At 71.8% G+C, this 23,383-nt stretch carries 21 protein-coding genes; 5 read left to right on the top strand and 16 right to left on the bottom strand.

Annotated elements, in window-relative coordinates:
- Positions 1-111 precede the first annotated feature (111 nt).
- The 11 genes from ABZT93_RS27110 to ABZT93_RS27060 all read right to left on the bottom strand — a co-directional run bounded on the left by ABZT93_RS27110 (position 112) and on the right by ABZT93_RS27060 (position 14,738).
- Positions 112-195 (bottom strand): putative leader peptide, encoded by an 84-nt coding sequence (locus ABZT93_RS27110; RefSeq protein WP_349817346.1) that lies wholly within the window; start codon positions 193-195, stop codon positions 112-114.
- A gap of 127 nt (positions 196-322) precedes the next feature.
- Positions 323-895: a GNAT family N-acetyltransferase gene (locus ABZT93_RS27105; protein WP_356109370.1), complete on the bottom strand. Its 573-nt coding sequence runs from the start codon at positions 893-895 to the stop codon at positions 323-325.
- Positions 896-912: 17 nt separating this feature from the next.
- Positions 913-2,208 (bottom strand): hypothetical protein, encoded by a 1,296-nt coding sequence (locus ABZT93_RS27100; protein WP_356109368.1) that lies wholly within the window; start codon positions 2,206-2,208, stop codon positions 913-915.
- A 155-nt stretch (positions 2,209-2,363) separates the two neighbouring features.
- Complete coding sequence (locus ABZT93_RS27095; protein ID WP_356109365.1) at positions 2,364-3,653, bottom strand: GAF domain-containing protein; 1,290 nt, start codon at positions 3,651-3,653, stop codon at positions 2,364-2,366.
- A gap of 244 nt (positions 3,654-3,897) precedes the next feature.
- The gene (locus ABZT93_RS27090; RefSeq protein ID WP_356109362.1) at positions 3,898-5,532 is read right to left on the bottom strand and encodes an acyl-CoA dehydrogenase family protein; all 1,635 of its coding nucleotides are present in this window, start codon (positions 5,530-5,532) and stop codon (positions 3,898-3,900) included.
- A 315-nt stretch (positions 5,533-5,847) separates the two neighbouring features.
- Entirely contained in the window at positions 5,848-6,831 is a 984-nt protein-coding gene (gene sbnA / locus ABZT93_RS27085; RefSeq protein WP_356109360.1) for a 2,3-diaminopropionate biosynthesis protein SbnA, read from the bottom strand.
- Between the two features lie 31 nt (positions 6,832-6,862).
- The gene (sbnB, locus tag ABZT93_RS27080; RefSeq protein WP_356109358.1) at positions 6,863-7,894 is read right to left on the bottom strand and encodes a 2,3-diaminopropionate biosynthesis protein SbnB; all 1,032 of its coding nucleotides are present in this window, start codon (positions 7,892-7,894) and stop codon (positions 6,863-6,865) included.
- Positions 7,891-8,877 (bottom strand): TauD/TfdA family dioxygenase, encoded by a 987-nt coding sequence (locus ABZT93_RS27075; RefSeq protein ID WP_356109355.1) that lies wholly within the window; start codon positions 8,875-8,877, stop codon positions 7,891-7,893. Before ABZT93_RS27075 ends, sbnB begins: the two co-directional genes overlap by 4 nt.
- A gap of 13 nt (positions 8,878-8,890) precedes the next feature.
- The gene (locus tag ABZT93_RS27070; protein WP_356109352.1) at positions 8,891-10,978 is read right to left on the bottom strand and encodes a non-ribosomal peptide synthetase; all 2,088 of its coding nucleotides are present in this window, start codon (positions 10,976-10,978) and stop codon (positions 8,891-8,893) included.
- A 35-nt stretch (positions 10,979-11,013) separates the two neighbouring features.
- Positions 11,014-13,494: a Pls/PosA family non-ribosomal peptide synthetase gene (locus ABZT93_RS27065; protein WP_356109351.1), complete on the bottom strand. Its 2,481-nt coding sequence runs from the start codon at positions 13,492-13,494 to the stop codon at positions 11,014-11,016.
- 35 nt (positions 13,495-13,529) lie between these two features.
- Positions 13,530-14,738, bottom strand: a complete 1,209-nt coding sequence (locus tag ABZT93_RS27060; protein ID WP_356109348.1) for a heparan-alpha-glucosaminide N-acetyltransferase domain-containing protein — start codon at positions 14,736-14,738, stop codon at positions 13,530-13,532.
- A gap of 585 nt (positions 14,739-15,323) precedes the next feature.
- Here ABZT93_RS27060 and ABZT93_RS27055 point away from each other — a divergent pair.
- Entirely contained in the window at positions 15,324-16,463 is a 1,140-nt protein-coding gene (locus ABZT93_RS27055; RefSeq protein WP_356109345.1) for a YihY/virulence factor BrkB family protein, read from the top strand.
- Positions 16,464-16,567: 104 nt separating this feature from the next.
- Here the strand turns inward: ABZT93_RS27055 and ABZT93_RS27050 are convergent, their stop codons facing one another.
- Complete coding sequence (locus tag ABZT93_RS27050) at positions 16,568-17,404, bottom strand: NmrA family NAD(P)-binding protein (protein ID WP_356109343.1); 837 nt, start codon at positions 17,402-17,404, stop codon at positions 16,568-16,570.
- An 81-nt stretch (positions 17,405-17,485) separates the two neighbouring features.
- On the opposite strand from ABZT93_RS27050, the gene ABZT93_RS27045 reads away from it, so the two are divergent.
- Positions 17,486-18,427 (top strand): AraC family transcriptional regulator, encoded by a 942-nt coding sequence (locus tag ABZT93_RS27045; RefSeq protein ID WP_356109337.1) that lies wholly within the window; start codon positions 17,486-17,488, stop codon positions 18,425-18,427.
- Positions 18,428-18,436: 9 nt separating this feature from the next.
- Positions 18,437-19,105, top strand: a complete 669-nt coding sequence (locus tag ABZT93_RS27040; RefSeq protein WP_356109335.1) for a DUF6597 domain-containing transcriptional factor — start codon at positions 18,437-18,439, stop codon at positions 19,103-19,105.
- Here ABZT93_RS27040 and ABZT93_RS27035 read toward each other — a convergent pair.
- Together ABZT93_RS27035 and ABZT93_RS27030 are read right to left on the bottom strand one after the other, a co-directional pair.
- On the bottom strand, positions 19,085-19,510 hold the full coding sequence (locus ABZT93_RS27035; RefSeq protein WP_356109332.1) for a VOC family protein: 426 nt from the start codon (positions 19,508-19,510) through the stop codon (positions 19,085-19,087). The two genes, ABZT93_RS27040 and ABZT93_RS27035, sit on opposite strands and share 21 nt — an antisense overlap.
- Before the next feature lie 52 nt (positions 19,511-19,562).
- Positions 19,563-20,195 carry a VOC family protein gene (locus ABZT93_RS27030; protein ID WP_356109330.1) on the bottom strand — a complete coding sequence of 211 codons (633 nt, stop codon included), beginning with the start codon at positions 20,193-20,195 and terminating at the stop codon, positions 19,563-19,565.
- Positions 20,196-20,267: 72 nt separating this feature from the next.
- Here ABZT93_RS27030 and ABZT93_RS27025 point away from each other — a divergent pair, with 72 nt between their 5' ends.
- Both ABZT93_RS27025 and ABZT93_RS27020 read left to right on the top strand, forming a co-directional pair.
- Positions 20,268-20,927 carry a ThuA domain-containing protein gene (locus tag ABZT93_RS27025; protein ID WP_356109328.1) on the top strand — a complete coding sequence of 220 codons (660 nt, stop codon included), beginning with the start codon at positions 20,268-20,270 and terminating at the stop codon, positions 20,925-20,927.
- Positions 20,928-21,142: 215 nt separating this feature from the next.
- Positions 21,143-21,682 carry a peptidoglycan-binding domain-containing protein gene (locus ABZT93_RS27020; RefSeq protein WP_356109326.1) on the top strand — a complete coding sequence of 180 codons (540 nt, stop codon included), beginning with the start codon at positions 21,143-21,145 and terminating at the stop codon, positions 21,680-21,682.
- A 33-nt stretch (positions 21,683-21,715) separates the two neighbouring features.
- On the opposite strand, the gene ABZT93_RS27015 is transcribed toward ABZT93_RS27020, so the two are convergent.
- Positions 21,716-22,138, bottom strand: a complete 423-nt coding sequence (locus ABZT93_RS27015; RefSeq protein ID WP_356109323.1) for a helix-turn-helix transcriptional regulator — start codon at positions 22,136-22,138, stop codon at positions 21,716-21,718.
- 160 nt (positions 22,139-22,298) lie between these two features.
- A complete protein-coding gene (locus ABZT93_RS27010; RefSeq protein WP_356109322.1) occupies positions 22,299-23,342 on the bottom strand; it encodes a LacI family DNA-binding transcriptional regulator in 1,044 nt (347 codons plus the stop codon).
- Positions 23,343-23,383: the final 41 nt, after the last annotated feature.

Raw genomic sequence — 23,383 nt, 5'->3', positions numbered from 1 at the left:
CGGGACAGGCGGTAAGCGGCTCTTACCTGCGCGTACGGGCGCATGGGTGTACCTGCGCGTCGTTGCGCGGGGAGGAGAACGAGGGGATGTGCCGGATGGCGCTGCGGCTCGTCAGCGCACCGGACAGATGGCGCTGGACATACGGCCGAGGTCGACGTGCCGCCGACTCACCAAGGCAATTCCAGTTCCAGACATGACGGAAGCGTGTCACGGCGTTCTGGACACAGTCCAGCTTTATCCAGCATGTGGACACCCTTGTCTCGGTAGGCGAGATAAGGGTGTCGTTGGTCACAAAGATCGCGGGACCCCTTGTTGCCGCAGGTCAGGCCGGGTAGGCCCCGGGCCAGGGGCCCGGTGCGGGCACCTCCGACTCCTCCTCGACCTTGGTGTCGAAGAGCTGGAAGCCACGGCGCTGGTAGTTGGCCATCGCGTGCTCGCCGTCCTTGGAGCAGGTGTGCAGCCAGACCCGTTTGGTGTCCGTCAGCCCCGGCCAGCGGTCCGCGAGGTCCCAGGCGCGTGCGGTGCCGTAGGACAGCAGGTGGCCGCCGATCCGCCGGCCGCGGAAGGCCGGGATCAGGCCGAAGTAGACGATCTCCACGACGCCGTCGTCCTGGGGCTCCAGCTCGACGTACCCGGCGGGCGTGCCGTGGTCGTAGGCCACCCAGGTCTCCACGCCCGGCCGCTCCAGGTGCTCCCGCCACCGGGCGTACGTCCAGGAGAGCCGGTCGGTCCAGCGGATGTCGCCGCCGACGGAGGCGTAGAGGAAGCGGCTGAACTCGGGGGAGGGGACTTCCGCGCGGTGGATGCGGATGTCGCCCTCCGGGGGTTCGGCCGGGAGGAGGTCGGTGGGGGCGGTCTGTTCCAGGGACCAGGTGGTCACGGGGATGTTCGGCATGCCGGTCAGGGAATCATCTATTTAAGAGATCTGTCGATCGAGGCCAGCGGCAGCGCGAACAGCACCCGGCCCGACTGGGACCACACGTCGCCCGTCTGCTCCCAGTACGACAGGGACTCCGCCTCCCCGCTCCAGCAGCTGCGGGTCTCGTCCGTGCCGCAGCGGGTGGCCTTCGCGGGGTTCGAGGCGTTCTGGCGCCACAGGGTGCCGTGGTCGCCCTCCGCCCGGGCCGCCCGGCCCAGGTACCACTGGGAGTCGCGAGACAGGACGGGGCCGGAGCCGGACGCCTTGGTGACGTAGGCCTCGGCCGCGCGCGCGTAGCCGCCGGTGGCGGTGGCCAGGAGGCCGGAGCGGCGGGGGTCGGCACTGAAGTCGTAGCGCCACATGCGGGCGCCCGTGTCGCCCGCCCCGGAGATCCACTCACTCGCGACCAGGCTGTCCGGCGCGGTGCTGCGGTCCAGGGAGAGGTAGTCGGGGCGGGTGGCACCCGCCTGGTCGGTCAGGCGGTAGGAGCCGACGGCGGGCAGGACCCACTGGGCGCCGTGCGCCGACCAGCCGCCGCGGACCCTGCCGACCGCGGCGCTGTCGACGGTGGCCCGCTGGACGCGGTCCATGTCGTAGACGTACAGCGCGTCGCCGCCGTCGCCGCTCGCGGTGACCAGCAGCTTGTTCTGGTACCAGACCATCCCCGACACCTGGGAGACCAGGCCGCGGAAGTCACGTCCGTCGTCGACCGGGACGGCGAGCAGGACCCAGGAGTAGGTGAGCTGGTCCAGGTCGTTGGCGTCGACGAAGGCGACCCGGGCCAGGCCCCCGCCGTCCGCGGCAGTGCCGGTGCGACTCCACGCGGAGAGGATCACGCGGTTGGCGCCCCACCGGCCGTCGTCGTCGGCGTCCCCGGAGGTGGTGACCGCCCCGGCCCGCCAGGAGCGGGTGTCGGCGGTGTCCCAGCAGTAGGCGGCGGTGGCCGTCGGCTCCACGGGCAGCGCCGCCCGCTCGCCGGCCGTGCACTCGATCGCGTCGCGCAGGGACCGGTCGGCCGAGTCGAGGACGGCGGAGACACCGACTGGACGCCCCATCTCGGAGGAGAGCCGGTCGAGGGCACGCTGCGGGACCAGGGATTCCCTGAGGCGCAGGGGGGCGGTCTCGGCGGCCGAGGTCAGCGGCTTCAGCGTCCCGGGATTGGCGGCCACCGTGGCCTGCGAGGTGCTGATCATGGTGGCGGCGGCGGTCAGCGCGAGGGCGGTCCCGGCCAGGAAGGCGCGCAGGGCTTGGCCCCGCTTGCGCCTGCGGTGTCTGCCACGTTGCTTCATACCGTCCTCCCAAGGCGGGCCAACTGCGCCTGATGATCCGTACGTTGAACCAGGAGCAGGTGGGGGTGGCCCGTAGGGGGATGCTACGGCAGTAAGGCACCGCTGGGGACGAAGACGCTGCAATTATGCGGAAGATGCACCATGAGCGAGGGTTTTCACCCGGTCTCGGTGGAAGCGCGGGCTCCCAACACGGCCGGAGCCGTCGAGTGGGGCAGCAGGTCGGCCGGGTCGCCCGGCAGCAGCACCTCGACCTCGGCGTCCTCGCAGAAACGATACGGCCGGTGTTCCAGGAACGCCCCGAGATAGCGCCGTACCCGGGACATCTCCGCGCGCACGGTCACCGTGCGGCCCGGATCGCCGAACATGTCCTGCGCCAGGCCCGCCGCGCTGCGGCCCGACCGGTGCAGAGCCAGCAGATAGAGCAACTCGGCATGCCGAGGACTCAGTTCGTGACTCCAGGTGCCGGCGCCGCCCGACACCGTCACCGTCCAGCGGCGCGGCTGCCCGAGGTCCAGCATGATCCGGGTGGCGCCCTGCGGCTCCGGCTCGTCGGAGGCGCGGATCAACCAGCCGCCGGCCAGCGGTTCCAGGGTGCACAGACCGAGTGCCGGCAGCCATCGGCGGCCCGGCGAGGGCGACTTGGGCAGCGCGATCCGGTTCGGGTACGGCATTCCGGTCACGGCCGCCGTCCAGCCGTCCCGGTCCACCACCAGCGCCCGGCCGGTGAGCCGGGCGAGCACCGGCGCGGCCACGGCGCGCAGTCGCTCCAGCGAGCCCAGATGCAGCTCGCGCAGCCGTGACTCGGCGAGCTTGGCCACCGAGTCGACCCAGGCGAGCGTCGCCGGATGCATGGTGTCCAGGGGGCCGCTCACGTCGACCACGCCGATCAGCCGGCCGTCGCGCGGGTCCTTGATGGGGGCGCCGGTGCAGGTCCAGGAGGTCTGTGAGCGCACGAAGTGCTCGGAGGCGAAGACCTGGACGGGGCGGCGCACCACGACCGGGGTGCCGATGCCGTTCGTGCCGACGACGTTCTCCCGCCAGTCGGCGCCGAGTTCGAAGCCGGTGCCGTCGGCCTTGCGCAGCACGGGGGAGCTGCCCTCCCGCCACAGCACGCGGCCCTCGTCGTCGGCGACCACCATGATGTGGTGGGCGATGTCGGCGACCGACAGCAGCCCCTCCCTGAGCACCGGCAGGACGTGCCTCAGCTGTGTGCCCTCCCGGCGCCGCTGCACCTCCTCGGCGGGCAGCAGACCTGACCGGAAGTCGTGGTCCGGGTCGACGCCGCCGCGCAGCATACGGCTCCAGGACTCCTCGATCACGGGGCGCGGGGCGAGGGGCGTGCGCCGGCCGGACAGGGTGGCGGAGCGGATGTCGTTCAGTACCCGGGCTGCACGTGCCGTGTCCACGGTGGCTAGGTGGGTCACATGCGTCGGCGAGAGCGGCACTGGTCCTCCCGGTCCCGGATCCATTGACTGTACGTCTCATAGTGCCGGTAGCGGCTCGGGGAGGAACACGGTCCGCCCACAGACGCCAGGAAGTTGCAACCCCCTGCAACCCTGGTGGTGGGCTCCGGCTTGTTTGAAACTTGGGCGAACGCCGTCTCGCAGCGGCGTGTCCCGGCCTCTGAGGGCCGTAACGGGGGTGGTGCCGTGTCGGCGCAGCACCACCCCCGTTCTCATGTCCGCAGGCTCACTCCACGGGGCGGGCTCGCTCCACCACCGACGCCAGATCCAGGGTCGTGGGCAGCGTGCCGAAGGCCGAGCCGCTGTCGCCGCCCAGGCGGGACGCGCAGAAGGCGTCGGCCACCTCGGCGGGGGCATGACGGACGAGCAGGGAGCCCTGCAGGACCAGTGCGAGTCGTTCCGTCAGATGGCGGGCCCGGCCCTCGATGCCCTCCAGATCGGCCAGTTCGGTGAAGAGGCTCTTCGTCGCCGCGTCCAGGCGGTGGTCGGCGCCACGGGTCTCGCCGATCTCCAGGAGGTAGGCGTTCAGGGCCTGGGGCTCTCGCTGGAGGACCCGCAGGACGTCCAGGGCCTGGATGTTGCCCGCGCCCTCCCAGACGGAGTTCAGCGGTGACTCGCGGACCAGGCGGGGCAGGCCCGACTCCTCCACGTAGCCGTTGCCGCCCAGGCATTCGGCGGCCTCCACCGTCAGCGGGGGGCAGCGCTTGGTGATCCAGTATTTGGCCGCCGGTACCGCGATCCTGAGGAAGGCCCGTTCCATCTCGTCGCCCTTGTCGTAGGCGGCCGCCAGGCGCAGGCCGAGGGTGGTCGCGGCCTCGGACTCCAGGGCGAGGTCGGCGAGGACGTTGCGCATGAGCGGCTTGTCGACGAGTTTGCCGCCGAAGGCCTCGCGGTGGGTGCAGTGATGGATCGCCTGGGCGACGGCCTGGCGCATCAGACCCGCCGAGCCCAGGACACAGTCGAGCCGGGTCGCCGCGACCATCTCGATGATGGTGCGGACCCCGCGTCCCTCGTCGCCGACACGGCGGCCCCAGGTCCGGTCGAACTCGACCTCGGCGGAGGCGTTGGAGCGGTTGCCGAGCTTGTCCTTGAGCCGCTGGAGGAGAAACGTGTTGCGGGTGCCGTCCTCCAGGACACGGGGGACGAGGAAGCAGGTGAGTCCGCCCGGGGCCTGGGCGAGGACCAGGAAGCCGTCCGACATGGGGGCGGAGCAGAACCACTTGTGACCGGTGAGCTCGTAGGTCTCGCCGTCCGGCAGGGGCCGCGCGGACGTCGTGTTCGCCCGGACGTCGCTGCCGCCCTGCTTCTCCGTCATCCCCATCCCGAACAGCGCCCCCGCCTTGAGGTGGGCGGGCCGCAGCTCGCGGTCGTAGACCATGGACGTCAGCCGCGGCTCCCACTCGGCGGCCAGGTCGGGGTCGGTGCGCAGGGCGGGAACCGCGGCGTGGGTCATCGACAGGGGACAGCAGTTTCCCGCGTCGACCTGCGTCCACAGCAGGAAGGCCGCCGCCCGCCGTGCGTGTCCGCCGGGGCGGGCCCAGGCCGCGGTCAGGCCCGCCGAGACGCCCTTGCCGAGCACCCGGTGCCAGGCCGGATGGAACTCGACCTCGTCGACACGGTGGCCGTGGCGGTCGTGGGTGCGCAGCCGGGGCGGGTTCTCGTTGGCCTGGAGTCCCCACTCCTGCACCTGCGCCGAGCCACAGGCCCGGCCGAGCGCGGCCAGCTCGCCGTGGACCTCGTCGAGCAGTGCCGGGTCGAGGTGCCGCTGGACGGCCTCCCTGAGCACGCGGTCGGCGCTGTAGACGTCGTAGCCGGTCAGGGGTGGGGGCTGGTTGGTCACGGTGTGCGTGGTGCCTGCCATGCCTGCGAAAGTACCCCGGGGTACCGGGTCGTTCACCTCACGGACACGGCTCCGGGCGGCATGATCGCGGAGGGTGCCCCGGGGATTCCCTGCGCGGCCACGACACCGGCCGGTGGCCGCGGGTGCCGACAGCGGCATCGGGGAACGGAACCTACTCTTCCGCAAGGTGTGCGGCGTGGATCTGTGGGTGTCGGGGCCCTGGCCAGGTATTTCTCTGTTCTGCGGCGTCCGCCCGCCGATCTCCACCGATCGAGGCGCCCTGTCGCCCGCCCGTCGGGAGGTCGGGCGGCAGGGGTGCGGTCCGGTGTTCGCCGCTCACGCGAGGTGGGCCATCACCTCCGCCGTCCGGGGGACCGGATCCGCCTCGGGCATACCGTGCGGCCAGCCGGGGCGGTACACCGTGTCGAGGTAGCGCTCGCCGAGGTCCGGCGCGATGGCGACCGCGGTGAGCCCGCGGCGGCCGTGCGCGGACAGCCACTGGTCGGCGCCGCTGACGACCGTGCCGGTGGAGCCGCCGAAGAGGAAACCCCGGCCGGCCAGCCGGCGGCAGACCTGGAGGGTGTCCGGTTCCTCGACGAGCACCACGTCGTCGATGTACGACTTGTCGAGCAGCGGCGGCGGCACACTGGTGCCGAGCCCCGGGATCATCCGCACGCCGGGCGGCCCGCCGAAGGTGATCGAGCCGACACTGTCGACGGCGACGATCCGCACCGGGCGCCGCCACTGCCAGAACCAGCGGGCGCAGCCCATCAGGGTCCCGGTGGTGCCGGCTCCGACGAACAGGATGTCCAGGTCGGGGAAGCGGCGCGCGATGTCCGGCGCGGTGGTGCGGTAGTGCGCCCGCCAGTTCCCCTCGTTGCTGTACTGGTTGAGCCACACGTACCGCTCGTCCGAGGCGCACAGCGCCCGCACGTAGGCGAGCCGGGCGCCCAGATAACCGTCGTGCAGGTCCGGCTCCCTGACCACGTGCACTCGGGTGCCGAGTGCCTCCATCAGCCGGATCGTCGCCAGGTTGCACCGTGAGTCGGTCACGCACAGGAACCGGTAGCCCCGGCTCGCCGCGATCACGCTCAGGGCCACCCCCAGGTTCCCCGACGACGACTCGACCAGGATCGAGCCGGGCCGCAGGGTGCCGTCGCGCTCGGCGGCGTTCACCATCTCGCGGGCCGCCTTCAGCTTGATGGACCCGGCGAAGTTGAAGCCCTCGCACTTCAGGAACAGCGGAAGCTCCAGCGCCGCCCGCAGGTCGACGTAGAGGTCGGACTCGTTGTACTCCGAAGGATCGGATATGACGGGCATGGCGCCCCCTTCCTCATGCACCACGGATGGTTCAGCCGTACCGGCGCAGCTCGTTGAAGAACCCGTCGACGACGTGCAGTTCGCCGCGGCGGGCCAGTTCGTCGTGGACGTACCGGCCGACGGCGAGGTCGAGCACCCCCAGGCCGAAGGGGGAGAACACCACCGTCCGGTCCGTCGGGACGGTCACCCGTCCGGTCAGCACGTCGTCGAGCGTGCCGTCGATGAAGTCCCTGCTCCCCGTGAGCCGTTCGGCCAGATGCGGGGAGGTCTCGGCCTTGAGGCAGTGCTCGACGTCGTCGACGAAGTTGGCCGACGCGAGCAGGATCTCCGGGTCGAGATCGCGCAGGGAGACATGCAGGACCAGCGGGTGATGGCCGAACCACGACGGGTCGTGGACGTGCGGTGTGCCGGCGACGGTGGCGAACACGACCAGGTCGCTGGAGCGGATGAGGGATTCGGCCGTGTCGTGCACGACGGCCTTCCCCGGTGCGCCGGACCGCTCCAGATAGCCGCGGAACCCGGCGGCGCTCTCGGCGGACAGGTCGTGCACACCCGTCTCCTCGAACTCCCAACCGGTGGCGGTGAGATGGGTGTGGATGTAGCGGGCGATCAGCCCGGTGCCGATGAAGCCCACCCGGGTGAGGCGGCTCCGGCCCGCGCTGAGCTTCCCGGCCGCCAGCGCCGCCGACGACGCGGTGCGCGTGGCGCTGATGACCGAGCTCTCCAGGCAGGCGAACGGGTAGCCGGTCTCGGGATCGTTGAGGATCAGCACGGCCGACGCGCGCGGCAGCCCGGACTTGATGTTCTCCGGGAAACTGGAGACCCACTTCAGCCCGTCCACCCGCAGCGGTCCGCCCAGCGAGGCGGGCAGCGCGATGATCCGGGACGACGGACGGTCCGGGAACCGCAGGAAGTACGACGGAGGGTTCACCGAGTCGCCCGCCCCGTGCAGCCGGTAGACGGCCTCGACGAGCTCCGCGATCTCCGGTTCCCTTCCGTGCAGGGCCTGTTGGACCTGGGCGCCGGTGACGAGCGCGAAGGTCGGTGCGCCGACGGTGCTCATACGCCGCTCACCTCGCCGTCGGTGCGCGACACCGGGTTGCCGAGCGCGGCCAGCACCTCGCGCGGTCCCTCGAAGGGCTCGCGGCTGTGTGCCGTACGGATGTTGTCGACGAGCAGCAGGTCCCCGTCCTGCCACGGCTCGCGCACGGTGTGGGCGTCGTACACCTCGTTGATCGTCCGTACGACGTCCGCGTCGATCGGATCGCCGTCGCCGAAGCGGGTGTTGAAGGGCAGCCCGTCGGCGCCGTACAGGTCCACCAGGTATTCGCGCACTTCCGGCTCCATGGTCCACTCGTTGAGGAACGCGATCTGGTTGAACCAGCAGGGCAGGCCGGAGTCCGGGTGCCGGAGCACCGCGCCGCGCCGCTGCCGGGTGTGCAGGGAGCCGTCGCTCTGCCAGGCGAACTCGATGGTGTTCCGGCGGCAGTAGCGCTCGACGGCCGCGCGGTCGTCCGTGCCGAACGCCTCCTCGACCGACGCGCCGATCTCCTCGTGGTACGAGCGGGTCAGCAGCCAGCCCTCGCGCTCGAAGCGGGAGACCAGCTCGCGGGGCAGGTCCCGCAGCATCGCCGACGCGTCGGCGAGCGCGGTCGCGCCCCCGGTCGCGGGCGCCTCCAGACAGGCGAAGAGGAGCAGACCTGGGAACTCCAGGCCGTAGCTGACCTCGTGGTGCATGCACATCTGCTGGTTCGGCGGCCACTTGGTCGTCGAGTACACGCCGCCCCCGTAGCTGCGGCGCGGCGCGAAGGGCTCTCGGTCGGGCATCAGACCGCTGGTCAGCCGGCGGAAGACGGCCTCGGTGGTCGCGGGGTCCGAAAGGCCAAGACCGCGCACCAGGACACCGCCGTGTTCGAGGGCGAGGGCACGCAGGGGGTCGCGGTGCTCGGCGGCCCAACTCGCCGGATCGTCGCCGGGCTCGGCGTGCAGGATCGGCGGACTGTCCGGTGCCAGGTCCAGGTTCGGAAGGAGATTCATGGATGACATCTCGGGGTTCCTTTCAGTGCTGCCGGTCGAGCAGGCCCGCCAGGTCCGCGAGGACCGGGTGGCGGACGACGTCCTTGAGGGTGATCGCCCGGTCCAGGGCGATCGCGAGACGCACGGCGGACAGCGAGGTGCCGCCGCGGTCGAAGAAGTGGTCGAGGCGGCCGATCCGGTCGGCGGGGACACCGAGCACCTCGGCCCAGGCATCCGCGAGCCGCCGCTCGCCGGCCGTGACCGGCTCACCGGCCACAGCGGCGTCGAGGTCCTCGGCGAGCGCGGTGAGCGTCCGGCGGTCGGTCTTGCCGTTGGCCGTCAGCGGAAGGTGCTCCCGCCAGTGCACGACGGCGGGCACCATGTAGGCCGGCAGCGACGCGGCCAGCCGTTCCCGCACCGCGTCCGCGCCCACCGGCTCGGGCCCGGCGCAGAACGCGGCGAGCTGCGTCCCCCGTACGACCACGACGGCCCCGTCACGCACCCCGGCCACCCGCAGCAGCGCGTTCTCGATCTCTCCGATCTCCACGCGGAAGCCGCGGATCTTGATCTGGGTGTCCCGACGGCCGAGGAACTCCAGCCGGCCGTCGGACCGCCAGCGCCCCACGTCACCGCTGCGGTAGAGCCGCTCGCCGGGCCGGTACGGGTCCTCCATGAAGGCGGCCGCGGTGCGCTCGGGGTCGTTGACGTACCCGCGCCCCACGCACACCCCGGAGAAGACGATCTCGCCCGGAGCGCCCAGCGGCACGGGCACCAGGTCCTCGTCGACGACATACACGCGCACATTGCGCACCGGCCGCCCGAGCGGGACCCGGTCGCCGTCCGGCACCCGGTTCATCACCTCGTGGTTGGTGTCGTCGGAGGTCTCGGTCAGCCCGTAGGCGTTGGCGAGGCGGATGCCGGGCGCGGTGGCGAACCAGCGCTGCACCAGCTCCCGCTTCACCGCCTCACCGGTCACCGACACACAGCGCAGGTCGGCCAGTTCGCGCGGCCGCTGCCCCAACTCCGCGAGCACGGCCTCCAGGTACGACGGCACGACCTGCAGCACGTTGACCCGATCCCGGACCACCGTGTCCACGAACCGCGGCACGTCCAGGACGGTCTCCTGGTCGATGACCAGCGTCCGCCCGCCGACGACGGGCCCGGCGAGCAGCTGCCACAGGGAGATGTCGAAGCACTGCGGCGCGGTCTGCGCGACCACGTCGTCCTCGCCGATCCCCAGGTCCTCGACCTTGGCGAGCACGTGGTTGACGAAGCCGGCGTGCTCGCACATCGCGCCCTTGGGCTCGCCCGTGGAGCCGGACGTGAAGTAGATGTAGGCCAGCTGGTCCACCGCGACCGGGATCCCGAGATCGTCGCCCGCGTGGCCCTCGGCGTACGCGGCGTCGACGAGTAGCGTCTCGGCGGCTGTACCGGACAGCGATCCGGTGCTGCCCTCCTCGGTGACGACGAGTTCGCAGCCCGCCCGGGACAGGGTCCTCGCGACCCGCTCGGCCGGGAAGTGCGGCTCGACGGGCAGATAGACCCCGCCCGCCTTGAGCACGCCGAGCACGGTCGCCATCCAGTCCAGGTTCCGTTCCATGACGACGGCGACGACGTCCTCGGCCGCGAGACCGCGGGCCAGCAGTGCCCGGCCGACCTGGTTGGCGCGGGAGTTGAGCTCGGCGTACGTCCACTGCCGCTCGCCCTGTACGGCTGCCACGGTGTCCGGGTGCTTCCCGGCCCGCTCCTCGAAGAGCTCGTGCACCCGCCGGTCCGGGAGTTCACGGACCGGGCCCGCCAATTCCTCCAGCTGGAAGCGGAGTTCCTCATCGGACAGCAGGCTCCTGCGGTCCGGGTCGGCGAGCGCGGTGAGGTGGTAGCCGGCGATGCGGGCGGCCGCCTCGGTGTCGAAGGCGCCGGTGCGGTAGCTGAGCCGCAGGGTGCCGTCGGTGACGGTGACGCGCAGCTCGTCGCCGGGACTGCCCTCCGTCTCGCCCGAGAGAGCGGCCAGCACCCTGGCGTGGGCCGTCAGCAGTGCGGCGGAGTCGGTCGGTGTGCCCTCGGGCAGCCGGACAGCGTACTCCGTGACGTCCGGTATCGGACCGGGCGTCGGGTGCGGAACTGTTTCCATGACTTCCTTCCCCGTGTTTGCTTCGTTCGGGCAGTTCAGGCAGTTCGGCCGCGTCGCAGCGCCACCGCCGGATTGCCGCCCCAGTGCGCCCCCGCGGGCATCTCCTCGCCCTTCATCAGGAAGGCGTCGGTACCGAGCTCGGCGCCCTCGCCCATCGCGACGCCGTAGTGGACCAGCGCGCCCGCCCCGAGGGTGCAGCCGTCGCCGATGACGATGTGGTCGGACTTGAAGGTGCCGTCCTCCTGGGAGTGGGCCTGCACCTTGGAGTGGTGGCCGAGCGTGGTGTCGGTGCCGATCGCGACCAGCGTCCGCTCGGTGATGTAGCAGCCGTCGTCGAAGACCCGCCGGCCGATCCGCACGCCCAGCAGCCGCCAGACCAGGCTCTTGAACGGGGTGCCGTTGAACACGGCGAGATGCTCGTCCGGCACCTTCCACAGCCGCTCGTGCCACCAGAAGTACGGGTCGTAGATGGAGCACAGCCGCGGTGTCAGCGGCCGGAACCGGGTGATCACGCGCTCCACCAGCGCCCAGTAGCCGACGGTCACCGCGAGGCCGGCCATCAGGTAGCCGCCGATGAGCAGGCCCCCGCGGGCGCTCTGACCGCCGTAGAGATCGACGGCCGCGAAGCCGAGCAGCGTCAGCAGGAACCAGTGCAGCCAGCGCAGGAACAGGAACAGGGCCATCGAGCGGGCGTTGAAGCGGTTCTTGCCGGACAGCCGGCGGCGCAGTTCGCCGCCCTCGCGGAGGTGGTCGAACCGGGTGTCGCGCTCCACCGTGCGCGGGATCTCGAACGGCGGGGAGCCCAGCAGGCCCACACCCTCGCGCAGTTCACCGTCGAGCGGTACCAGCACCTTGGTGGCGAGCAGGCAGTTGTCGCCGGTACGGCCGCCGACCGGGTAGGCGATGTGGTTGCCGAGGAAGTTGCGCGGGCCGATGGCCACCCGCGAGACCCGGAACGACGTGCTGGAGTACTCGGCGTTGAGGATCGAAAGCCCGTCGGCCACCATCGTGCCGCTGCCGACGGTGGCCAGGTACGGCGTCTCGTGCGAGACCTCGGTGCCGAAGTTCGAGCCGGTCTGCTCGACCTGCGAGAGGTCGTAACCGATGGACCGCAGGTAGTGGACGATGTACGAGCTGTCGCCGCACAGCCACTTGAAGAACTTGATGTTGGTCATGCGGGCGATCGAGCGCTGCAGCGAGTAGTGGAAGCCGTACAGCGGGTACACCCGGTCCGCCCTCAGGGTCAGGTTCAGCAGCCGCGGCAGCATCGTCACGATGACGAGGCCGAGGACCACGAAACCGGCGAAGAGGGCGATGGACAGGGGCAGCGCCTCGGCGTAGAAGGCCGCCGACGCCAGTTCCTTCGCGTTTGGTTCGAGCAGCGGGTCCAGGGCCGGCACGAGGCCCATCACGAGGAAGGCGCCGCCCATGCCGAGCGGGACGTACACCAGCAGTGTCTGGAGCAGGGCCGCGAGGGCGTAGCCGGCTCGGCGCGGCGTGCCGCAGCGGGTGGCCGGGACACGGACGTGGTCGACGTCGGTGGGGCGGGCCGGGGAGCCGTGCCAGCGCTGCCCGGCGGGGACGGCGGCGCCGTCGTACAGCGCGGAGGAGTGGCCCAGCTGGCCGCCGTCGCCGATGGACGTGCCGATGTCGAGGACCGTCTTCTCGCCGACGAAGACATCCCGGCCCAGGGTGACCGGTCCGGTGCGGATCCGGCCCGCGTGCGCCCGGTAGCCGAGGAACAGGGCGTCCTTGCGGATCACCGTGCCGGCGCCGACGGTCAGCAGGTCGGTGCAGACCGGCACCGAGTGGGACAGGATGGTGACGCCCGGGCCGATACGGGCGCCGAGGGCCCGCAGGTACAGGACGTACAGCGGGTTGCCGGTGAACACGATCATCGGGTTGGCGTGCAGTAGTGCCTTGACGGTCCAGAAGCGGACGTAGGCGAAGCCCCACACCGGGAACTCCGTCTCCTTCCACCGGCCCACCAGCACCCACTTCGCCACCACGGGCAGAGCGCAGACGGCCAGGAACAGCGCGCCGCCGAAGACCAGCGAGCGCAGGTAGACGGAGAGCACACCGTCGCCGCCGGATATCCAGGAGTACCCCTGTGCGGTGGCGATGCCCGCGGCGAGGCAGTACAGGGCGAAGACGAGGAACTGCAGGATGCCGCACAGGACATAGCGGGCGGTGCTGCCCGGCGGCGGAGGCGGTTCGGCCGGCCGTGCGGGAGCGGGTTCGGCGGCCGGGGCCTCGGCGAGAGCCGTGGCCAGGCTGCGAATCGTCGGGTGGCCGTAGATGTCCCTCATCGACACCGGCGGCAGATCGTCCCGCTTCCTGACCCGGGCGCAGAACTGCGCCATGACCAGCGAGTTGGCGCCCAGGTCGTCGAAGAAATGGCTGTCGAGGGGCACTTGATCCGTCTTCACGACCCCGGCCAGCACCTCGGCGAAGACCTGAGCGGTGCCGTCCACCACCGGGGCGACTGTCGTGATCTCACCATGATTTACCACCACTTGAGCTCCTAGATCATCATTTTTTGCCTTATGAACTATTCGATGTGCCTGCTAAGTCGGACCGGGCTCTCCACCGGTTCCTGGGACCGCGCCGGTGTTACGGCCTCGCGACACCGCCGGGCCGCGCCCGCGACGACCGTTTCCAGCGGGCCACGCCCGACCTGCCGCCACGAGAGGGCGAACAGGAGCGCTCCGGTCGTCATGACGGCGTAGAGGAGCCCGGGGGAGGCGGAGAGTGCGCCGGTGGCGAGAAGGAGCACATGGGCGACGTAGAGGGTCAGCGGCATGCTTCCCGCCGCCGCGAGCGGCGTGAGCGCCCGGGCGAGGACGGCGCTCCTGGTCAGCAGCAGGGCGCCGCCGAGGATCGCCGCCGCCGAGCCCAGGGTGAGCAGCATGTCGAAGGGTGTGGTCGCGTGCGGCGCGCGGGAGAGCAGCGCCCACCAGGTCTCGCCGTCGGGGCTGTCCCACAGAGCCTCGGCGCGGGAGGCGCCCGGGAACTCCGCGCGCCACAGGTGCCCGAGCCCGCCGAAGCGGAACAGCACCAGGGACGACACCAGCCAGACCCCGGCCACCAGTGCGAGACCGCCGCCGAAAAGCCGGGGTGCGGCCTTGCGTGACGTCAGGTCCATCCGGCCGAGGGCGAGCCCGGCGCACAGATAGGCGGTCCAGGCGAGCACCGGGTAGTCGCCGTGGACCAGCAGGTCCGACACCAGGCCGAACGGGTCGGTGACCACGTCCTGGAGGGTCGGGTCGCCGTCGAAGGCGGGCTCCGGCAGCACGCCCCGCAGCGCGTGCACGGCGAACGGGGCGCCCAGGGCCAGGGCCAGGGACAGGAACGCCAGGGTGCGCGGACCGAGGCCAAGCAGCGGGATCGCGATCAGGAACAGCAGGGCGTAGAACACCAGGATCACGTCCACGTCCAGGTCGGCCGCGCGCGAGGCGTAGCCGAGCAGCAGCCCGATCAGCGCGATGACGCCGGCCCGTGCCGCCACCGCGGCGGCCGCGGGCCGCCCCGTCACCGGCCGTCGCCCGCCGGTCGTGAAGGCCAGGCCGATGCCTGCGGTCACGGCGAAGGTCGCCGAGGAACGGCCGCCCGCGAACATCCAGGCGGGTGTGACCGAGCCGGCCGCGTCGAACGCACCGAACACGTGAACGGAGAACATACCGAGCAGGGCGAGGCCCCGTGCCACATCGACCCCCACGATGCGCGGCACGGCACGCTTCGGTGCGTACGGAACAGGCATGGAAATTCTCCAGAGAGGGATACGGCGGAATGTCGTCCGCTGTTCACCACGCAGCGGAAGATGATGAAGAAGAACCCCCGTGGTTCCGGTGTGCCGGAAGAAAGAGAAGTGCCCTGAGGCACGGAATGAAATAAGAGATGGAGATGTTCTGTATGTGCCTGAAGTGACCACGCGGCGGGGACGGGGTGGCCTGCTCGAGCCTTGGTCAGGGCCCTGAGAATGCAATCCGAATTGTTTCGAGGGGTTCATGAACGGGTCAAGCCCGTTTCGGTCAATGACGCTTTCTTGCTGGTCGACCGTTCACCGGTGGTATGTCCTGTTCATGTCGTTCGGTGGTGTAACCGGGGAACTCACCGGATGGGCGGTGCATATGCCGTCCGGCGTTCCGCTTCTCGAGGCCTCGAAATCTGGCCATCGAGTTCATGACAGCAAAGGGGTTCGATTTCCTTGACGATTTCTCCGCGGTTGCCACGCGTTTTCCGCGGCATGACGGAACCGAACACGAGCGGGCGTTCCCCGCACGGGCGTGCACCGGACCGGGACGCGGGGATGAGTGCACGCTCCCGTGGCGGATACCTTTAGGTCGTGCAGGCAGCAAGCGAATCCCCTCAGCGGCCCTCCGGCCGGCTCCACCGGGCCCGTGCCCTCTACCGGAACGTCTCCAAGCGCAGGACCGCCTGGCTGCTGCTCAAGGACACCGTCAACTCGTGCATCGAGTACCGCATCCTGGGGCTCGCCGCCGAGGCCGCGTTCTTCTCGCTGCTGTCCGTGCCGCCGCTGCTGCTCAGCCTCATCGGACTGCTCGGCTACGTCGACGACTGGACCGGCACCGACAGCATCAGCAGCCTGGAGGCCAACATCCTGGACGCCGCGCGCACGGTCCTGTCCGACAAGGGCGTACGGCAGATCGCGCAGCCGATCCTCGACGACGTGATGAAGGGCGGCAGGCCCGACGTCATCTCCGTCGGCTTCCTGTTCGCCCTGTGGTCCGGGTCCCGCGCGGTGAACGTCTTCATCGACACCATCACCGTCATGTACGGCCTCGACGGGGTCCGCGGCATCGTCAAGACCCGGCTCGTGGCGTTCGCGCTGTTCATCGCGGCCCTGCTGATCGGCTCGGTGGCGCTGCCGCTGGTGGTGGCGGGCCCGGACGCGGTGGTGCGGATCGTGCCGTGGTCGACGACGGTCGTCCAGGTCCTGTACTGGCCCGTGGTGCTCATCCTGTCCATCGCCTTCCTCACCACGCTGTACCACGTGTCGGTACCGGTGCGCTCACCGTGGATCGAGGACGTCCCCGGCGCGCTGGTGGCCCTGGCGATGTGGGTGCTCGGGAGCTTCCTGCTCCGGATCTACCTCCAGAGCACGATCGAGGGCGCGACGATCTACGGCTCGCTCGCCGCCGCGGTGGCCGTGCTGCTGTGGATCGGCGTCTCGGCCTTCGCGGTCCTGGTGGGTGCCGCGGTCAACGCCGCGATCGACCGTGTGTGGCCCGCGGCGGCCACGGCGGCGGCCCGCGCGGCGAACGAGCGGATGCGGGAGGCGCAGGTCGCGGAGTACGTGGCCCGCGCGGCGGCACTGCACGACCCCGATGCCGACCCGGACCCCGACATGCCCTCGGAGTTCCCGGAACGCTGGTCCCGCTTCCTTCCTCCGGAGGACGTGACGTCACGGTTCCGGACGCATGCGAAGACGACGCATCCCCCCCGGAAGCCGGAGGGGTCCTGAGGGGATGCGATGTCGGGTGCGGGCCGGTGGGGCTTCTCGCGCCCACGCGGCGGAGCCGCATGTCGATACAGCCCCGCCCCCCTGGGCAGACCCACTCGCCGGGGTCAGACTTTCCACGTACCGGCAGCCGCCGCCTCCCTCGCGAACTCCGTGAAGTCCCGCGGCTCGCGCCCGAGCACCTCGCGCACCCCGTCCGACAGATACGCGTTACGGCCGTCCAGCAGCTGCTCGAACGCCGCCACCAGCGCGCCGACCTCGCCCTCCGGCACCCCGAACCCCACAAGCCGCTCCCCGTACTCCCGTGCGGACACCGCCCGATACGTCAGCTCGCGACCCGTCGCCTTCGCGATCTCCGCCACCGCCTCGCCGAACGTCAACAGGCGGGGCCCCGACACGGTGACCGTCTCTCCCACGTACCGGTCGCTCTCCGACAGCACCGCGGCCACCACGTCCCCGATGTCCCGCACATCCACGAACGGCTCCCGCACCTCGTCCGCCGGGAACACCAGCTCCCCGCTCAGCCGCAGCTCCTCCACCAGCGGCCCCTCACTGAAGTTCTGCGCGAACCACGCGGCCCGTACGACCGTCCAGTCCGCCCCCGACGCGTGCACCGCCTCCTCCGCGTCCCGTGCCCGCTCCTGCCCCCGCGACGACAGCAGCACCAGCCGCCGTACGCCGGCCCTCACCGCCTCCCGGGCGACCGCCCCGAGCGCCTCCGCGGCCCCGGGGGCGCCGATGTCCGAGGGATAGACCAGATAGGCGGCGTCCGCGCCCCGCAACACCCCAGCCCAGCTGGACCGGTCCTGCCAGTCGAACCCCCGCGCCCGCGAGGCCGCCCGCACCGTCAGCCCCGCGGCCTGCGCGGACCGCGCCACCCGGCTGCCCGTACGACCCGAGGCACCGGTCACCACCACCGTCGTGTTCCGCGTGTTCTGTGTCATGCCGTCGAGTCAACTCCCGTGCCCCGCAAGGGGCCATCGCTGAACGGCTCATTCCCATGCGTACGCGTCTACGCTGGCCGCATGGACGCTCTGGCAGGCCTGCTGGAAGGACCGCGGGCGCGTGGCGCCTTCATGATCCGCGCGTGTTTCGACCCGCCGTGGGCGGTGCGGATCGAGGACCGGGCACCGCTGACCGTCATGCTGATGGTCCGCGGGGAGGCCGTGATCATGCCCGACTCGGGCGAGCGGATCCGGCTGCACCCCGGCGACCTCGCCATCGCCCGCGGCCCCGACCCCTACACCTGTGCCGACGACCCCGGTACGGCCCCCCAGGCGCTGATCCTGCCCGGCGCTGAGTGCCGCTACCCCGACGGACGGGCCCTCAACGGCTCCATGGACCTCGGGGTACGCACCTGGGGCGACCGGCTGGACGGCGAGGCCGTGATCCTCATCGGGACCTATCTGATGGACGGCGAGATCAGCAACCGCCTCCTGGACGCGCTGCCACCGCTGCTGTCGCTGACCACCGAGGTGTGGGAGTGCCCGCTGACCCCCCTCCTCATGGAGGAGATCGTCCGGGACGAGCCCGGTCAGGAGGTCGTCCTGGACCGGATGCTGGACCTGCTGGTCATCGCGGCGCTACGGGCCTGGTTCTCCCGTCCCGAGGCGGAGGCGCCCGCGTGGTACGCGGCGCTGGCGGACCCGGTGGTGGGGCGGGTGCTGCGGCTGATGCAGGACGATCCCGCGCATCCATGGACGGTGGCTTCCCTGGCCGCCAAGGCGGGGGTGTCGCGGGCGGCGCTCGCCCGGCGGTTCGGTGAGCTGGTGGGGGAGCCGGTGATGACGTATCTGACCGGGTGGCGGCTGGCCCTGGCGGCGGACCGGCTGCGGCAGGGGACCGCGACACTCGAAGCGATCGCCCGGCAGGTGGGGTACGGGAGCGCGTTCGCACTGTCCAGCGCGTTCAAGAGGGGGTACGGGGTCAGTCCGCAGGAGTTCCGGCTGCGGGGCGGCCCGTCGTAGCCTGAGGACGTGTACCAGGAACGGCCGTCCCGGCTCGGCGGTGCCGTCGTCTGGACCGGCGACGGCTCCGGGCGCGTCCTGCCCGACGGGTGCATGGACCTGCTCTGGAACGAGGGGCGGCTGCTCGTCGCCGGCCCCGACACCCGCGCGTACGTCACCGCAGGCGCCCCCGGCAGCTGGACCGGCCTGCGCTTCTCTCCAGGCTCCGCGCCCGCCTTCCTGGGGGTGCCCGCCCATGAACTGCGGGACCGGCGGGTGGAGTTGTCCGACCTCTGGCCGGTGTCGGAGGTACGGCGCCTGCGGAGCCGTATCGCTGCGGCCCCTGACCCCGCCACGGCACTCGAAGACCTCGTTCTGGAGCGCGCGGCCCCTCCTGACCCCGTTCTGAGGGCCCTGGTCACCGCTCTCGACGCGGGCCGCCCCGTCGCCGTGACCGCCGACGAACTCGGCCTGGGGGCAAGGCAGTTGCATCGCAGGTCGCTCGTGGCGTTCGGGTACGGGCCGAAGACCCTGGCCCGGATCCTGCGGCTGCGGCGGGCCCTCGCGCTGGCCGGGGCCGGAGTGCCGTTCGCTCAGACGGCGGTGCGGAGCGGGTTCGCCGACCAGGCCCATCTCGCGCGGGACGTGAAGGAGTTGGCGGGCGTGCCGCTCGGGCGGCTACTCGCCGCCGGGCTGTGACATGTGCGGCTCCGCCGCGTGGGGGGCGTACAGGTCGACGCCGTTGCCGTCGGGGTCGTGGAGGGAGGCGTACCGCTGGCCCCAGTCGGCGTTCCACGGCTTGAGCTCACCGTGGAAACCCTCGCCCACCAGCTCCTCGTACACCGCGTCGACCTCGGCCGGGCTGTCGCACCGCAGGGCGAGCCCGGTGCGGCTGCCGCCGGTCGGCGCTCGCCAGCGGGGGTGGAAGGAGCGGATCGTGTCCTCGGTGTCGAGCATCAGCCGCACACCGCCCGGGAGTTCGGCCTCCGCGTGCGGCTGGGACTCGGCCCCCTCGGGGAACGGGAACCCGAGCCGCCGGTAGAAGGCGACCGAGGCGGCCATGTCGGAGGCCACCAGACCGATGGCATCGAATCGTGGAGTCATGCCGTCACCGTAGACAGCGCCTCGACGCCCGGTCTTGAAGGAATCGGACACGTCAGCCGAAGGTCACCGCCCCCCGCGGGGTGCCCACCGTGAAGGAGAGCCCCACCGGGCCCTCGGCGAGGGGGAGTTCGGTGTCGAGGGCGGCGAGGAGGGGGCGGATCTCTTCGGGGGCCGGGGCGGTCGCGGTCAGGGAGAGCAGGGGGGCGGTGGGCAGGCCCGAGGCCGTGGGATGCGGGGACGTGCCCCAGTCGATCAGGAAGGGGACCAGACCGGAGGGATGCTGGGTGTCACCGTCCGTGAGGCGCCAGCGCAGCAGGGTGCCGTCGGGGCGGCGGCGGCTCATCGGGCGGATCTCGCCCGGGTCGTAGCCACGGGCCCGGGCCGTCGCCACCGCCGTGTCCAGGTCGGGCGGGCGGATGGCCCAGGTCACCGTGCGGGCAGCGGCGAACGAGTCGACATCGAAGGGGCGCGGGCCGCTCGGCTCCGGCTGCTCCGGGTCCGGGCCGATGATCTCCAGATAGGCGGTGCCGCCCAGCGACACGAGGTGGTTGCGGGTGCCGAGACCGACGTGCACCCCGCCGGGAGCGGGGGTCACACCGGTGCGCCGGGTGAAGTCGGCGACCGTCGCCGCCAGGTCGCGGGTCGCGAGGACGAGATGGTCCAGCCGTGCGGGAATCGCGTTCACCGCGCCGAGGCTACGGCCCGCGCACCGCGTGATGGAACACCTGTGCGGCGACCCACCTTCTAGGCTCGGGCCATGGCTCCCCGACTCCTCGTCCACACCCGCACCACCGCCTACCGTCACGACTCCATCCCGGCCGCCGTCGACGCCGTCCGCGCCCTCGGCGACTTCGAGGTGGACGCGAGCGAGGACCCGGCGGACCTGGAGCGGCCCCTCGACCGGTACGCCGCCGTCGTCTTCCTCTCCACCAGCGGCGAGATCCTCACCCCGGCCGGGCGCGAGCGGCTGGCCGCTCACGTGGCGTCGGGTGGTGGATTCGTCGGGGTGCACGCCGCCGCCTGCACCGAGTACACCTGGCCCTACTACGGCGAGCTGCTGGGCGCCCGGTTCGACAAGCACCCCGCGTACCAGCCCGGCAGAGTGCGCGTCGAGGACCCGGACCACCCGGCCACCCGACACCTGCCCGCCGTATGGGAGTTCACCGACGAGTGGTACGACTTCCGAACCAACCCCCGAGGAGCCGTACGGGTGTTGGCGAGCGCCGACGAGTCCTCGTACGAAGGCGGCGGCATGGGCGCCGACCACCCGCTGGTGTGGTGCCGGGAGCAGGGCGCGGGCCGCGTCTTCTACACGGCGCTCGGACACGCCGCCGAGGCGTACGAGGACCCGGACTTCCGGGCCCATCTGCTCGGCGGGATCACCTGGGCGGCCCGTCCGGAGCGGAGCGGGACCTGAACCCGTCCCACCCCGTCCCGGCAGGTCCCTGTACGGCCCCCGCTCCCGGACCACACCGCCGTACGCCGGACGGACCGTCCCCCGTCGGCCCGGGGACGCGGGCAGCTCTCGCCGTGCCCACCTCAGGCCTGTGAGTCTTTGCCGTGCCAAGCGAAGCGAGCCGCCCCAGGGGGAACCACGGGGGGAACCACGGCGGTTCGGAAAGGGAGACTTCCATGAGCATGCGCAAGCGGGCCGCCGCGATGGTGACGGCCGCGTTGCTGGGCGCCGGGGCGCTCGGCCTCGCCGTGGCGCCGGCGGCCGACGCGGCCTCGTACCACGGCATCGACGGCAACGGCGTCGTCAGCGACGACTGGCAGGACGAGGAGAACCTGAGCGTCGACGACTACGCGAACAGCAACGCCACGGCCCTGTGGCAGTCCGTCCTGTACGCGGACGGCGCCAAGTGGCAGGACGAGGACGGGGACTGGCACAACTTCGCCAAGAGCCAGATCGACGGCTCCTACGGCCCGCAGACCGAGTCGGCCACGCAATGGTGGCAGGAGCGCTACGGCCTCACCGAGAACGACGGCGTGGTCACCGACCAGACCTGGGAGTTCGCCCAGCAGTGGCTCCACGGCCCCGTTTCGGGCGGCGGTGTCCGCTACGACGGCGACCGGCGGGACGTGGACTTCAAGCGGATCAGCGGCAAGTACCGGGTGAAGCTCAAGGGCACCGGCCCCTGGCGGAACGCGTACTACGACCAGCTCGGCTGACCCCGGCCGGTGGGGGAGCGGGCGGCCCCGCGGTCACCCGCTCCCCGAGGGCCACGCCCACAGCACCCCCGCCACCAGCAGCACGATGACGGCGAACGCGACCAGCGCCGCCGTACGCCACCGCCGGTACGCGAGACCGGCCGGAACCGACACCGCCGCCTCCGGCGCCACCGCGGTCACCACCGTGCCGTACGGCCAGACCGGGGCGGCCAGATCCCACAGCGCCAGCAGCCGCGCCTGGTCCGCGCCCGCCACTCGGCACAGCGCCTGCACCGCCCCCCGCGGCGGCTGCTTGGCCCCGCTGAGATACCGCTGCCAGGACGACTTGCTGTACGCGGTGCGCCGGGCCAGCTCGGCGAGGCTCAGATCCGTCCGGTCCTTGAGGTGCCGCAGTTGCTCGACGAGATGCCGCGCCTCCCTCGGAAGCGAGTCCGGCAGCGGCCGCCAGCGCGTCATGGTCGTCCCCCAAGTGCTCGCCGCCGCCCCGGCAGGGGCAACGGCCCCCCTCCCCGCCGCATCGTTCGACGCCCGTCCGCCCCGGCCAGTTCCCTTCGCCCGCAGATGACCGAAGCTGAACGAATCCGGCGGTGGGTGGCCCGTACAGCCGGTCGACGGGTCAGCCGGGCGGCGGGGCCGTGCTCGCCCGCTCCACCAGCCGCGTCGACAGCTCGGTCCGGGTGCTCTCCGGGCGGTCGCCGTCCATCATGCGGACCAGCAGGCGCAGGGCCGTCGCCGCCATCTCCGACAGGGGCTGACGGACCGTGGTGAGCGCCGGGGTGGTCCAGCGGGCCTCGGGGAGGTCGTCGAAACCCACGACGCTGAGGTCGTCGGGGACCCGCAGACCCCGTTCGGCCAGCGCCTCGTACACGCCGAGAGCCATCTGGTCGGAGCAGACGAAGACCGCGGTGGGCGGCTCGGGCAGATCGAGGAGTTCCAGCGTGCGGCGATGGGCCGCGCTCTCGTCGAAGCCGGCGTGGCGGACGTACTCGGGGCGCTGCCGTATCCCCGCTGCCGCGAGCGCGGAACGGTATCCCGCCACGCGCGCGCTGCTGCACATCCGGCGCTGGTGACCGGCCACGACCGCGATGCGCTCGTGGCCCAGTGCGAGCAGGTGCTCGGTCGCCGTCACCCCGCCCTGCCAGTTCGCCGCGCCCACCGAGACCACACCCGGCGGCGGCTCCAGGACTGGGTCGATCAGGACGTACGGGATGCGGTGCTGGTGCAGCCAGCCGTACTGGGACGCCGTCAGCTCGGCCAGGTTGAACAGCACTCCGGAGGAGCCGCGTGCGGTGAGCTTGTCCATCCAGCCGCGATCCGGGCGCCCCGCCCGGTTCCGGGTCAGTCCGGCCGAGACCACGACCTCCAGGCCCGCGTCATGGGCGGCGGCCTCCACGCCGTGCAGCACCGCCCCGGACCAGGAGGTCTCCAGCGAGTGCACGACCAGGTCGACAAGGCCCGACGCCTTCGCCGCGTCGAACCTCGGTCTGCGGACATAACCGAGCCGGTCCAGCGCCTCGGTGACCCGGCGCCGGGTCTCGGGGGCCACGTCCTCCCGGCCGTTGACCACCTTGGAGGCGGTCGGCACCGACACGCCCGCCTCCCGGGCCACGACCGCCAGCGTGGGACCGGCCGCCACGCTCGCACTCCCCGTGCGGACCATCGGGAACCACCTCTCCGGCCCGCCCGAGGGCCATGAAAGTT

This window comes from Streptomyces sp. NPDC005303, assembly GCF_040607335.1.
Classification (GTDB): domain Bacteria; phylum Actinomycetota; class Actinomycetes; order Streptomycetales; family Streptomycetaceae; genus Streptomyces.
The sequence above is the reverse complement of the archived record's forward strand: the minus strand, read 5'-3'. Positions and strand labels throughout refer to the sequence as shown.